Source organism: Actinoplanes sp. NPDC049598, assembly GCF_040675435.1.
GTDB lineage: Bacteria > Actinomycetota > Actinomycetes > Mycobacteriales > Micromonosporaceae > Actinoplanes.
Genome location: NZ_JBFAOX010000007.1, coordinates 347,521 through 360,765, shown reverse-complemented (window position 1 = coordinate 360,765; position 13,245 = coordinate 347,521). Strand labels below are relative to the sequence as shown.

General features: G+C 73.4%; 10 protein-coding genes. 6 read left to right on the top strand and 4 right to left on the bottom strand.

The window, feature by feature from the left end; translation table 11 throughout:
• Window positions 1–61 precede the first annotated feature (61 nt).
• The gene (locus AB0J66_RS19195; protein WP_364662029.1) at window positions 62–808 is read right to left on the bottom strand and encodes an SDR family oxidoreductase; all 747 of its coding nucleotides are present in this window, start codon (window positions 806–808) and stop codon (window positions 62–64) included.
• Window positions 809–949: 141 nt separating this feature from the next.
• On the opposite strand from AB0J66_RS19195, the gene AB0J66_RS19190 reads away from it, so the two are divergent.
• Both AB0J66_RS19190 and AB0J66_RS19185 read left to right on the top strand, forming a co-directional pair.
• On the top strand, window positions 950–1,831 hold the full coding sequence (locus AB0J66_RS19190; protein ID WP_364662027.1) for a LysR family transcriptional regulator: 882 nt from the start codon (window positions 950–952) through the stop codon (window positions 1,829–1,831).
• Window positions 1,832–2,029: 198 nt separating this feature from the next.
• Complete coding sequence (locus tag AB0J66_RS19185; RefSeq protein ID WP_364662024.1) at window positions 2,030–3,148, top strand: SpoIIE family protein phosphatase; 1,119 nt, start codon at window positions 2,030–2,032, stop codon at window positions 3,146–3,148.
• Here the strand turns inward: AB0J66_RS19185 and AB0J66_RS19180 are convergent.
• The gene (locus tag AB0J66_RS19180; RefSeq protein WP_364662021.1) at window positions 3,129–4,580 is read right to left on the bottom strand and encodes a GGDEF domain-containing protein; all 1,452 of its coding nucleotides are present in this window, start codon (window positions 4,578–4,580) and stop codon (window positions 3,129–3,131) included. The two genes, AB0J66_RS19185 and AB0J66_RS19180, sit on opposite strands and share 20 nt — an antisense overlap.
• 73 nt (window positions 4,581–4,653) lie before the next feature.
• On the opposite strand from AB0J66_RS19180, the gene AB0J66_RS19175 reads away from it, so the two are divergent.
• The 3 genes from AB0J66_RS19175 to AB0J66_RS19165 all read left to right on the top strand — a co-directional run bounded on the left by AB0J66_RS19175 (window position 4,654) and on the right by AB0J66_RS19165 (window position 8,612).
• On the top strand, window positions 4,654–6,039 hold the full coding sequence (locus AB0J66_RS19175) for an APC family permease (RefSeq protein WP_364662019.1): 1,386 nt from the start codon (window positions 4,654–4,656) through the stop codon (window positions 6,037–6,039).
• Window positions 6,036–7,022 (top strand): acetamidase/formamidase family protein, encoded by a 987-nt coding sequence (locus AB0J66_RS19170; protein WP_364662017.1) that lies wholly within the window; start codon window positions 6,036–6,038, stop codon window positions 7,020–7,022. The genes AB0J66_RS19175 and AB0J66_RS19170 overlap by 4 nt, the downstream gene beginning before the upstream one ends.
• 120 nt (window positions 7,023–7,142) lie before the next feature.
• Entirely contained in the window at window positions 7,143–8,612 is a 1,470-nt protein-coding gene (locus AB0J66_RS19165) for a glycosyl hydrolase (RefSeq protein ID WP_364662014.1), read from the top strand.
• Here AB0J66_RS19165 and AB0J66_RS19160 read toward each other — a convergent pair.
• Window positions 8,595–8,984 (bottom strand): DUF1801 domain-containing protein, encoded by a 390-nt coding sequence (locus AB0J66_RS19160; RefSeq protein WP_364662012.1) that lies wholly within the window; start codon window positions 8,982–8,984, stop codon window positions 8,595–8,597. The two genes, AB0J66_RS19165 and AB0J66_RS19160, sit on opposite strands and share 18 nt — an antisense overlap.
• Window positions 8,985–9,038: 54 nt before the next feature.
• Window positions 9,039–10,052: a hypothetical protein gene (locus AB0J66_RS19155; protein WP_364662009.1), complete on the bottom strand. Its 1,014-nt coding sequence runs from the start codon at window positions 10,050–10,052 to the stop codon at window positions 9,039–9,041.
• 183 nt (window positions 10,053–10,235) lie between these two features.
• Between AB0J66_RS19155 and AB0J66_RS19150 the strand changes: the two genes are divergently transcribed.
• Window positions 10,236–13,202, top strand: coding sequence for an AAA family ATPase (locus tag AB0J66_RS19150; RefSeq protein ID WP_364662007.1), 2,967 nt, complete (start codon window positions 10,236–10,238; stop codon window positions 13,200–13,202).
• The last annotated feature ends 43 nt before the right edge of the window (window positions 13,203–13,245 follow it).

Sequence of the window (13,245 nt, the reverse complement as noted above, 5' to 3'; positions counted from 1 at the left end):
GCCCGGCGGCCCAGCCCGGCGGGGTGCTGCGGCCCGGCGGGCTGGGCCGCCGGGCGAGAACTCAGACGGCGATGCGGCCTCCATCGGCGGGGAGGATGGCGCCGTGCACAAAGGAGGCCTCGTCGGTGGCGAGGAAGACGATGGCGGCGGCGATCTCCTCCGGGCTGCCGGGGCGACCGGCGGGGCCGGCGGTGGCGAGCTGGTCCAGAGACTCGCCCATGGCGGCGGTGCCCTCGGTGCGGGTGGGGCCGGGTGAGACGGCGTTGACGCGGACGCCCGCCGGGCCGTACTCGGCGGCCCAGGACTTGGTCAGCAGGACCAGGGCGGCCTTGCTGGAGCCGTAGAGGCCCATCCCGGCCGCGCCGAACTCGGCCACCATTGTGGTCACGTTGACGACGGCCCCGCGGCCGCGGGCGGCCATGGCCGGGGCGAGTTCGGCCACCAGGAAGTACGGCGCCTTGACGTTCAGGGTGTAGACCTCGTCGAACTGCTCCTCGGTGGTCTTCTCGGTCGGGCCGAACGGGAAGACGCCGGCGCTGTTGACCAGGATGTCGATCGGGCCGGCGAGCTCGGCCGCCCGCACCGCCAGGGCCCGGGCCGACGCCTCGTCGCGCAGGTCGCTCGCCACGAAGTACGCGGTCCCGCCGTCCTGCTCGATCTGCCGCACGGCCGCCTCACCGCGCGCCGCGTCGCGGCCGGAGAGCACCACCGTCGCGCCTCGCGCGGCCAGCGCCGCCGCGGTCGCCCGTCCGATGCCGCTGGTGCCACCGGTGACGAGAGCCGCCCGGCCGGAAAGTTCTGTTGTCATCATGTCCGGCCCAACCAGCCACCCCGGCCCCGGCCATCCCGCCCGCGATAAGGCCTCCTTATCACCGGCCATCAGGAGGTGCCCACGCTGGAGCGGGGTGGGGATCGGCCGGGGAAGCGCGCGGTGTGGTGCGATGGACCGGTGGAGTTGCGCGAGCTGAGGGCGTTCGCGGCGGTGGCCGCCGAGGGCAGTGTGTCCGGGGCGGCGCGGCGGCTGCGGATCAGCCAGCCGGCGGTCTCGCAGATCGTCGCGGCGCTGGAGCAGCAGGTCGGGGTGGAGTTGCTCGTGCGCAGCAGCACCGGGGTGGCGCTGACCGAGGCCGGTTCGGTGCTGGCGGCGGAGGCGCGGGCGATGCTGGCGCGGCACGATCAGGCGCTGGCAGCGGTGGGGCGGTTCGCCACCGCCGGGGATTCGCTGCTGCGGGTGGGGGTGCCGCTCGAGATGCCGCCGGAGCTGCTGCCCCGGGCGGTCGCGGCGCTGGCCGCCGAGCATCCGCGGACCCGGGTCGTGGTGCGTCACCTGTCGTCGGCCGCGCAGCTGGACGCGCTGCGCGACGGCGAGCTCGATCTGGGCCTGGTCCGCAGCCGCCCGCCCGACTCCGAGCTCGACGCCCTCATCGTGGTCGAGGAACGCCTCGGGGTCCTGCTGGCCACGACCCCAGACCCGGGTGTACGCCTGGACGCGCTGGCCGGTCGGGAATGGGTCGGCTTCCCGCGGGCCGACAGCCCCGACTGGTACGACGAGATCGTCGCCGTGCTCCGCAGCCACGGCCTGAACCCCGGCCCGGCCGCGGCCCCGGGCCAGTCGCTGATCGCCGAGGTCAAGTTCGCCGCCGTCACGGCCGGGCGGGCGTTCGCCTTCGCGCCGGAGCACTGGACCGTGCCGCTGCCGGCCGGGATCCACTGGGTCCCGCTGATCGGCTCACCGCTCGTCCGGCGTACATGGGCGGTCTGGCCGGCCTCCTCCCGCCGCCGCGACCTGGCCCGCCTGATCGCCGAGCTGGAGCCGCCCCGCACGGACTGAGCCCGAGCCGAGCGCGAGCCACCCCACGCGGAATGAGCCCGAGCCGAGCGCGAGCGGCCCCACGCGGACTGAGCCCAAGCCGAGCGCGAGCCACCCAAGCGGACTCAGCCCGAGCCGCCCGGCCCCGCCCGAGCGCCCGCGATACTCTTGTCCTGCGACAACAAATCACCCCGACCCGATCAGGCAAGGTCTTCCGCATTGCTCGACGAGACCGCCCTCTGCGGCACCCTGTCCTCGTCCCCCGACGGCACGATCACCGAGGTCAACGACACCCTGCTGGGCTGGCTGGGCTACCGCCGGGACGAGGTGGCCGGCCGCCGGCGCTTCGGTGACCTGCTGACGATCGGCGCCCGGCTGTACTACGAGACCCACCTGTCCCCGCTGCTCGGCCTGCAGGGCGAGGTCAGCGGCGTCACCCTCGATCTGCGGACCCGGGACGGCAGTTCGTTCCCCGTCCTGGTCAGCTCGCTGGCGCTGCCGGGGCCGCCGCGGCTGATCCGCACGATCCTGTTCGACGGCCGGGAGCGCCGCGCCTACGAGCGGGAGCTGCTGGCCGCCCGCCGGGCCGCCGAGCGGGAGAGCGACCGGCTGCGCCACCTGGTGTCCGATCTGCAGCGCAGCCTGTTGCCGGCCGTGCTGCGGACGCCGCCGGGGCTGGAGACCGCCGCCCACTACCGGATGGCCTCGGCCGACCAGGTCGGCGGCGACTTCTACGATCTGTTCCCGCTGTCCGACGGCCGGTGGGGCTTCTTCCTGGGTGACGTCAGCGGCAAGGGCATCGGCGCCGCCGCGGTGACCGCCCTGGCCCGGTACACGCTGCGGGCGGCCGCGGTCTACGACCCGGACCCGGCGGCCGTCCTGCGCAACCTCAACCAGGTGCTCTACCAGGAGTACCGCGACGACGCCCGCTACTGCACCGTCGTCTTCGGCATCCTCACGCCGGGGACGGGCGGGGCGACGGCGGTGATCGCCAGCGGCGGGCATCCGGAGCCGCTGCTGCTGCGGGCCGACGGAAGCGTCGAACGTCATGCCACCCGGGGCCGGCTGGTCGGCGTCTTCCCCGGCTCGGCCTACACCAACACCAGGCTGGCCCTCGGGCCGGGCGACACGCTCGTGCTCTACACCGACGGTCTCTCCGAGGCCCGCACCGGCGGCGACGAGCGTTTCGGGGTGGAGGCGGTGACCCGGTTCGCGGCGGCGCTCGCTCCGGCCGGCGCCTCCGCGGTCGTCGACGCCGTCGTCGGGCTGCTCGACGGCTTCGGGCCCGGCCTCGAGGACGACACCGCCGTCATGGCCGTCAGCGTCCCGGCGGGCTGACCCCGGCCGGTGGTTCGGCCCGGTGGATGCGGTTGCGGCCGGCCTTCTTGGCCTCGTAGAGGGCGGCGTCGGCGCGGGCGGTGAGACATTCGGCGGTCTCGGCGCCGTCCCAGACGGCGACGCCGGCCGAGAAGGTCTGCCCGAGCGGGGTGGCCCGGCGCATGCGATCGACGATCTCGTGGGCCTGCTCGGCGGTGGCGTCGGGCAGCATGACGACGAACTCCTCGCCACCGAAGCGGGCCAGGTGGTCGGCCGTGCGCAGCTGTTCCTGCCAGGCCGCGGCCGACTCCTTCAGGACCCGGTCGCCGGCCAGGTGCCCGTACGCGTCGTTGAAGCGCTTGAAGTGGTCGATGTCGATGATGGCCACGGCCAGCGGGTCGCCGGTGCGCCGAACCCGGTCGATGGTGCGGGGCAGCTCGGTGTTCCAGGCGCGCCGGTTGGGCAGGCCGGTCAGCTCGTCGGTGACGGCCAGTTCGCGTACCTTCTCGGTCTGCACGTCGAGCTGGGTGATCAGCTGCGACATGCGGGTCACCACCAGCAGGAACAGCGCGACGCAGCCGAACCCTATGGCGAAGGCGTCGGTGATCTCGTGCCGGGCTGCCTGCTCGATCAGCAGGGCCGGCGCGATGAGCGAGACCAGGGTCAGCATCAGTAGCAGCCGGCGGTTGGGCCGAACCGAGCGCGGCGCGACGACGACCGGGAGCGCACGGGTGGCGGGATGAACCGCGGCCGCCGCGAACAGCAGGTAGCCGATCAGGAACGCGTCGGCCAGGAGCTTGTGGACCAGGGTGCCGGGCTCCCAGACCATCTGGTTGATGACGGCCCAGGCGCCGTCGCCGCCGAGGAAGCAGAGCAGGGCGGCGCCCAGCAGCCGGAACGAGATGTTCCGGGCGCCGCCGCCCAGCATCAGCCTGGCTGTCATGGCCAGTAGAGCGAGGTCGCCCACCGGGTAGCCGACGCTGACGATGTGGCCGAGCAACCCGATCGACGGGTCGGCGGCCACCGGTTTGATCAGGAAGATCCACGCCAACAGCCCGAAACCGGTGGTCAGGGTGGCCGCGTCGACCAGGCTCGACCAGTCCCGCTGGGCGGTGCGCCGCCGGATGAGCAGCAGCAGCCCGATCGCCACGGCCGGATAGAGCGAGAGGTACGCGGCGTCGGCCGGCGACGGGAACGGCGGGTCGTCCTCGACGTGGCTGACCAAGTACTCGACCAGGATGCCGCTCGCGTTGCCGGCCACGCCGGCGGCGAACAGCCACCACATCACCGGCAGGCCCGGGCGGTGGCGCCGCACTCCCACCACGATCATCGTGGCGGCGTACCAGCCGACCGCGACCTGCCAGATCACCTGGGCCAGGCTGCCGTCGGGCACGGCGAGGAAGCCGGCCACGGCCAGCACCGCGACGGCCCCATGCCCGCGTAAAAGATGCACGTGGTTGCCATCGGCAGCGGCCGGCAAGACCTGACCGCTTACGTGATCGATCAATCTCGATTAACGTGCGGTCATGGCGCACGAGGACCTCGGGCAGTTCGGTTACCGGCAGGAACTGAGCCGCTCGCTGAGCTTCACCGACCTGCTGATCTACGGGCTCATCTTCATGGTGCCGATCGCCCCGTTCGGCATCTTCGGCAGCGTGTACAACGGCTCGGGCGGGATGGTCGCGCTGGCGTACGTCGTCGGCATGGTCGCGATGATGTTCACCGCGCTGTCGTACGCCCAGATGGTCAAGGCCTTCCCGATGGCCGGCTCGGTCTACAGCTACGCGGGGCGCGGCATCGCGCCGCCGGTCGGGTTCCTGGCCGGGTGGGTGATCCTGCTCGATTACGTACTGGTCCCGGGCCTGCTCTATCTCGTGGCCGGCGTGGCCATGCACTCGCTGGTGCCGGGCGTGCCGGTCTGGCTCTGGCTGGTCGCCTTCGTCGTTCTCAACACGGTGGTCAACTATCTCGGCATCAAGATGACGGCCCGGGTCAACCGGATCATGCTGCTGGCCGAGCTCGTCATTCTGGCGATCTTCCTGGTCGTCGGCGTGGTGGCCCTGGCCAACGGCAAGGGGGCGGGCTTCTCGTGGAGCCCGCTCTACAACGCGGACACGTTCTCCTGGTCGGTGGTCTTCGGCGCGGTGTCGATCGCCGTGCTGTCGTTCCTCGGCTTCGACGGCATCTCGATGCTGGCCGAGGAGAGCCGCGAGGAGGCCCGCCAGATCGGCCGGGCCATGGTCGGGGCGCTCCTGCTGGCGGGGACGCTGTTCATCGTGCAGACCTGGGTGGCGGCGCTGCTGGTGCCGGACGCGCCGGGGCTGCTGGCCGACGGCGACCCCGAGGGCACGGCGTTCTACGACGCGGCCCGGGTGGCCGGCGGCGGCTGGCTGGCCGACCTGACCGCGCTGGCCACGGCCATCGCCTGGGGCTTCGCCAACTCCCTGGTCGCCCAGGCCGCGACCAGCCGCCTGCTGTACGCGATGGCGCGCGACCGCCAGATGCCGCGTTTCCTGAGCAAGATCAACGAGCGGCACCGGGTGCCGGCCAACGCCACCCTGCTCGTGGCCGCGGTGTCGCTGGCCCTGGGTCTCTACATGGCGAGCCGGGACGACGGCATCTCGCTGCTCTCGACGCTGGTCAACTTCGGCGCGATGACCGCGTTCCTGGCCCTGCACGTGGCCGTGGTCGTGCACTACGTGGTGCGTAACGGCAGCCGCGACTGGTGGCGGCACCTGGCCGTGCCGGTGATCGGCTTCGTGATCCTGCTCTACGTGGTGATCAACGCCGACATCGCGGCCCAGACGCTCGGCTTCGCCTGGCTCGGCCTCGGGGTGATCGTGCTTATCGTCTTCTACGTGTCCGGGCGGCGGCCCTCGCTGGCCGGGATGTCTTCGGGAGATCATTCATGACCGTCAGCTATCACCCCAAGCCGGAAGAGCTGTCCTACACCTTCGGCGGCCGGGAGCCGGTGCTCAGTGTCGCGCCCGGCACCACCGTCGAGCTCTACACCGAGGACTGCTTCGGCGGGCGCGTGCGGAGCGTGGACGACCTGCCCTCGGTGGTGTGCGAGTTCCCGTACCTCAACCCGGTCACCGGACCCCTCTTCGTCGAGGGGGCCGAGCCCGGCGACACCCTGGCCGTGCACTTCGCGTCGATCACGCCGGCCCGCGACTGGGCCGTCTCCTCGACGTTCCCGCACTTCGGGGCGCTGACCGGCACCCACACCACGGCCATGCTGCACCCGCCGCTGGACGAGGTGGTCTGGCGCTACGACGTCGACGTGGCGGCCGGCACAGTCACCTATCACGCACGCCGGGGCGACTACAGCGTCCCGATGCCGCTCGACCCCATGCACGGCACGGCCGGGGTGGCCCCGGCCGCGTTCGAGAGCCGGATGACCATCGTGCCCGACACCCACGGCGGGAACCTGGACACGCCGGAGCTGCGGGCCGGGGTCACGGCCTACTTCGGGGTCAACGTGCCGGGCGCGCTCTTCGCCCTGGGAGACGGTCACTGCCGTCAGGGTGACGGCGAGGTGTGCGGTACGGGGGTGGAAGCGGCCATGAACACGGTGGTGATCCTCGACCTCATCAAGGGGGTGGAGACCCCGACGCCGCGGTTCGAGACCGACGACGCGCTCATGTCGGCCGGGTCGGCCCGGCCGCTCGAGGACGCGTACCGCATGAGCCAGCACGACCTGGTGACCTGGACCGCCGGTCTGACCGGGCTGGACCTGCTCGACGCGTATCAGCTGGTCAGCCAGGCCGGCCAGGCCCCGGTGGGCAACGTCTGCGACCCGAACTACACGATGCTGGCCAAACTGCCCAAGCAGTACCTGCGCGGCGCCACCGCGTACGACGGCATGCACGCGCGCCTGCGCGCCCGGGCCTAGACAACCGGCCTGCTACCGACGGGAACCGGGATCGCTCTCAGCCGACTGCGATACCCGGGCCCCGCGCCGCCGAAAGGGAGGGTCGCCCCCACTTGACGACCCTGTGAAGGACCCACCACCGTGAGCCTCCGCCGCGCGGCCGTAGTCACCTGTTCGCTGCTTCTCGGATTGGCCGCGCCGGCCGTACCCGCCGCCGCTTCCACCAAGGCGGCTGCCGCGCCGACCCGGGCCACCCGGCTCGCCACGGTCAAGGCGGCGAAGTCGCTGAACTACTACCCGGCGGCGAACGGCTGGACGGCCATGTGGACGAACTGGAACCCGGCCAGGATCGACGCCGATCTGGCCCGGGGCGCCGCCCTCGGCGCCACCAACGTCCGGGTCATCGTCTTCCCGCAGGTCTTCGGCTACCCCACGCCGAAGGCGGCCTACGCGGCCCGGCTGGCCACCTTCGTCAGCCTGGCCGCCAAGCACGGGATGACCGTGCGGCTCACGCTCTTCGACTGGTGGGACGCCTACGCCGACGCCAAGGGCAGCGCCGCCTGGGCGACCGCGCTGCTCAAGCCCTACGCCAACGACAAGCGGGTGATCGCGGTCGAGCTCAAGAACGAGATCAACCCCGACAACGCCGCGGTCATCGCCTGGGCGAAGAGGCTGATCCCGGCCGTACGCGCCGCCGTGCCGACGATGCCGCTGACCCTCTCGGTCGACGGCCCGACCGGCGCCCCCGGCCTCGCGAAGATCAAGAAGCAGCTGGCCGCGACCCCGCTCGACTACTACGACTTCCACTTCTACGGCAACTCCGAGCGTGCCCTGTCGATCATCCGCACGGCCCAGGCGGCGGTCAGCCCGGCCCCGATCGTGATCGGCGAGGCCGGCCTGAACACCCGGTCCAACACCGAGGGCGAGCAGGCCGCGTTCCTGGCCCGGGTCTTCCGGGCGGCTTCCGCGGCCGGCGTCCGGTCGGTCTCGCCGTGGACGCTCAACGACTTCGCGGCCGGCGCCATCCCGCGCTCGGCCACCGCCCAGGCCCCGATCCAGTACAGCTACGGCCTCTACCGGCTCAACGGCACCGCCAAGCCGGCCGCGGCCGTCGTCCGTTCCGCGTGGAAGGGCACGGCGCTGCCCGCAAGCATCGTCGACTCGAGCTTCGAGGCGGCCGCCGGGCAGTCGCCGTGGCGCCCCTACCTGCCCGAGCTGGGTCAGGCCGTACGGACGTCGACGGTGGCCCACACCGGCAAGTCGTCGATCCGCTTCACCCGTACCGGCAAGACCGCCGCCGGCTCGCCGTCCCAGCGGGTCGCCCCGATCGCCCCGGTAGGCCCCGGCCAGAAGTGGAAGGCCGAGGTGTGGGCCCGCGGCACCGCCGCCACCGGGGCCAACCAGATCGCCCTGAGCTGGTTCGACGCCACCGACAAGTGGCTCGGCGGCGCCAACTCGGCTTCGCTCCCCTTGGGCACTACGGGCTGGACCAAGCTGACCGTGACCGGCACCGCCCCGGCCGGCGCGGCCAGCCTCCAGGTCCACCTCAAGTCCGGCGCCAACACCGGCGCGGTCTGGTTCGACGACGCGGTCCTAAACCCGCTTCACTAGCTGAGCGATCACCGCCGCGCCCGCATCGTCCAGGTGCTCCAGTGCGTACGACGTGGGCCAGAGCCCGCCCCCGTCGTCGAGCCGCGCCTCCGGGCTGAAGCCCAGCGTGGAGTAGCGGGCCTTGTCCCCCTGCCCGCTACGGAAGAAGACGACCACCTTGCCGTTGCGGGCCCAGCCCGGCTGGCCGTAGTACAGCTTCGGCCGCAGGTCGGGCGCCGCCTCGGCCACGATGCTCAGCAGCCGCTCGGCCATACCCCGATCCGGCTGCGGCATCTCCGCGATCTTGGCTAGCACGGCCGCCTCGCTCTGCTCCTGCTTGAGCTCGGCCGCGCGCGCCTTCATCGCGGCCCGCTCCTCCGTCGAAAACGTCATGGCCGCGACGTTAACCAAGGGCCACGACTGGGCGCTTCTCCATTCGTGACGTCCTCAGCGGTAGCCGCCCAGAGTCGGGTGAGCCGGCCCGCCGAGCTGGACCGAGATCCGGTCGACCACCCTCCAGTACGGGGATCCGTCGCTCTCGTAGACGTCCGGCTCCTCGGCGTGGAGCTCGCCGGCGACGCCCGCCATGCCGGCGATCTCCCGGGCCAGGACGGCCCAGTCGTCACCGGTCAGCGTGACCGTGGCCGGCTCGGCCCCGATCCGCCGTTGGACGGCCGCCGACAGGCGCCGCAGCCGGGCCCCTTCCTCGGCCTGCCCGCTCTCCCCGCCCAGGGTCCCGTCGTCCACCGCCACGTCGTCCATGGGGGCGACCGCGTCCAGCACCAGCCGCCACTGACGCACCGTCAGCGTCACCGGATAGCGTCGCCCGGGCACGACGCCGAGCTCCCGAACGGCGTCCACATCGGTCGCCTGACGCAGGTCGGTGAGCCCCGCCTTGACGGCGAACTCACACCACGGCGACCAGCCCACCTCGGTGCCCGGCTCGTTCGTGCCACGCACCCGCCAGCGGTAGGACTCCCCTGGCCCGAACCCCCAGTCGCCCGCCTCCAGGACGATGTTCTCCCCCGGCTGCCCCGCCACCACGCTCATGATCGACTCGTCCTCGGACGCCCCGAGCGGCTGGTATTCGAACGTCGCCTCGATCGGCCCCGTGCCCGGATCCGTGAACACCACCGACAGCGTGGGCCGGGTGGTCCCGACCACCGGCCGCGCCGCCCCGCGCACACACCCCTCCCGGCCGCCGGTGGCCAGCCGCGCCGCCCGCGGCACCCGCAACGACGGGAGGACCGGCGCCCCCGCAACCGAGCGCTCACCGCCATCCGGCGAGGCCACGCCACCCTCAAGGGCGATCGAGCACGTCACATGGACGCCATCAGCGGTACGCGTCCCACAGTCGGCCAGCGGGTCCCGCTCGGTCACGCCGGCCCCGCGAGGCTGCGAAGGCACCAGCGCCACCGCAGCCAGCAACAGCACCGCCGCCGCCCGCCTGACCATGATCACCGCCTCAGCCTACGACCGCCTCACCCCCCACCGGACCCCGTCGGCGCCGCTCGCTGGCCGGCGACCGCCGGCCTGCGGCGCGCTGGCGGGCCGGCGCGGAGGGCCGGCGGGTGGGCGCTGGGGCAAGCGGGGTGGGCTGAACGGCCGTTGCCGTGGGCTGGGGCGGGCGGGAATGATGTTGGCATGGCGGGGGCCGGCGCGGCGCGCGTGCCGGACATCGTCGGGCGCGGGGAGGAGCAGCAAGTCCTTCGGCGTCTGGTTGAGCGGCTGCCGGACGGGGGTGGCGTGCTCGTCGTCCGCGGTGATCCCGGAGTGGGCAAGTCGACATTGCTGGCCGAGGCCGCGCGGCTCGCCCCCGGGTTCGGGGCTCGGGTTCTGCGTACCACCGGGGTGGAGCCGGCCGGGCAGGTCGCCTTCGCCGGACTGGAGCAGCTGCTGCGGCCCTTGCGGAACAGTATCGGCCACCTGGCCCGGCCGCAGCGGGCGGCGCTGGCCTCGGCCCTCGGGCAGGCCGACGACGCCGTGCCCGACGTCTTCCTGGTCGCGCTGGCCACTCTCAACCTGGTGGCCGAGGCCGCCCCGGTCCTCGTGGTGGTCGAGGATGGTCAGTGGTTGGACCAGCCGAGCGCTGAAGTGCTCGCGTTCGTCGCCCGGCGGCTCGACTTCGAGCCGATCGGGATCGTCGCCGCGATCCGGGCCGGTCATTCCAGCCCGCTCGCCGACGCTGCGATGCCGGTGCTCGACCTGGCCCCGCTCTCCGGTCCCGCCTCGGCCGCCCTGCTCGACGCCCGTTTCCCCACCCTGCCGGCCGTGGCCCGCCGCCGCGTCCTCGACGAGGCCGCCGGCAACCCGCTCGCCCTGCTCGAGTTCCCGCTCAGCCTGGCCGGCACGCCCGAGAGCCGCCGACTGCTGAACCTCCTCGGGGAGCCCGACAACAGACTGCCACCGGACCTCACAGAGGAGGCGGTTGGCGTGGCCGGCAGCCAACCATCGCTGAGCCCGCACGACCCGGTCGCAAGTCAGCTGCCGCCGCACAGCGCGGGAATGCTCGGTGCCTCGCTGCGGCAGCTGACCGAGCACGCACGAGGCGCGGCGGAGGCGATCGAAGCCGAGCCGTTGAGCGATGTCGGGGCGGTCGAGGGGCGGCTGCCGCTGCCGGAGCGGCTCGAGCGGGCGTTCGGCGCGCGGACGCAAGGGCTGCCCGAGGCGACGCTCGCCCTGCTGCTCGCCGCCGCGGTCGATGACGGGGACGAGCTGTCGGAGGTGCTGGCGGCGGCCACCATCATCCGAGGCGGCGAGCCGGTCACGGTGGACGATGTCGCGCCGGCGGTGGCCGGTGGGCTGATCGCGGTGGCCGGGGGGCGGCTGGAGTTCCGGCATCCGCTGGTGCGGTCGGCGATTCTGCAGCAGGCCCCGCCCGGGCGGCGGCATCGGGCCCATGCGGCGCTGGCCGAAGTCCTGCGGGCCGACATCGAGCGCCGGGCCTGGCATCGGGGCGCCTCGGTGATCGGGCCGGATGACGATGTCGCGGCCGATCTGGGTGCGGCCGGGGTGCGGGCGTTGCGCCGGGGCGCGGTCGAGACGGCGGTCGCCGCGTTCGAGCGGGCCGCCCAGTTGAGTGTGGACCTCGCCCGGCGGGCCGACCGGCTGCTGCGGGCGGCCGACCTCGCCGCCGAGACGGGGCGGCGGGACGCCGTACGGCGGCTGCTGGGTCAGGCCGAGGCGCTGGACCTGTCGTCCGCGCAGCGGACCCTGGCCACCTGGATCCGGGATTCGTTCGACGACGGCCTGCACGACGTGGCGGCCAACACCCGGGGCCTGGCCGACCTGGCCGAGCGGGTCGCGGCCGGCGGGGACGCCGACCTGGCCCTGCGGATCCTGTGGACGGCGGCGATCCGCTGCTACTTCGCCGAGCCGGGTGAGGACGTACGCCGGTGGGTGGTCGCCGTGGCCGAGCGGAGCTGCCCGGACAGCGGGGATCCGCGGCTGCTGGCCATCCTCGCCTTCGTCGCCCCCATCGAGCGCGGCCGGGCCGTTCTCGACCGGCTGCCGGAGGTGACGGCCCGGTCGGCCGGCGATCCCACGGCGGCCCGCCTGCTGTCGAACGCCGCGATGGCCACCGGCGCCTTCGACACCGGCCTGGCCCTGGCCACGGCCGCGGTGACCGGGCTGCGGGCGCAGGGCCGGCTGGCCCTTCTGGCCCGCGCGGCCAGCGTACGGTCGTGGTGTGCCTGGCAGTTGACCGATCTGGCCGAGGCCATCCCGAGCGCGCGCGAGGCGGTGCGGCTGGCGCGGGAGACCGGGCAGCCGCACATCCGGCTGCTGGCGCTGGCGCACGAGTGTGTGATCGCCGCGACGGTCGGGGAGGACGACGAAGCCGAGCGGCTGGCGTCCGAAGTGGAGCGGGCAGCCCTGCCCGCCGGTCTGCGGCCCGCCCTGGCCGGGGTCCAGGCGGCCCGCGGGCTGTCCGCGCTGGGCACCGGGCGTTATTCGGACGCGTTCGAGCATCTGCGCCGCGTCTTCGATCCGGCCGATCCCGCGTACCATCTGGGTAGTCGTTGCTTCCTCATCGGTGACCTGGTCGAGGCGGCGGTGCGCAGCGGCCGGGCCGAGCCGGTGCGGCCGCTGCTGGCCGAGATGGAGGTGGCCGGGCGGAGCACGCCCTCGCCGTCGTTGCACCTCAATCTGCGGTACGCGCGCGCCTTGCTGGCCACCGACGACAACGCCGAGGGGCTGTTCCAGGCGGCGCTGCGGGCCGATCTGGCCCGATGGCCCTTCGCCCGGGCGCGCGTCCAGCTGGCGTACGGCCAATGGTTGCGCCGCCAGCGGCGCCCGGCCGAGGCCCGAGGTCATCTGCGGGCCGCGCGGGAGGCGTTCGACGCGCTCGGCACCGTCGCCTGGGGTGACCGGGCCCGCTGGGACCTGCGCGCCTCCGGTGAGGCCAGCCGGGGACGGCCGGCGCCGGCCCGCGAGTTGCTCACGCCCCAGGAGCTGCAGATCGCGCAGATGGCGGCCGACGGGCTGACCAACCGGGAGATCGGCCAGCGGCTCTACCTGTCCCACCGGACCGTCAGCACGCACCTGCAGCGGATCTACCCGAAGCTCGGCGTCACCTCGCGGGGTGCGCTGGCCGGGGCTCTACAGCAGTAACGTGACGTACGCGCCCACGCCGGGCCGCTGTTTAGGCTTCGGC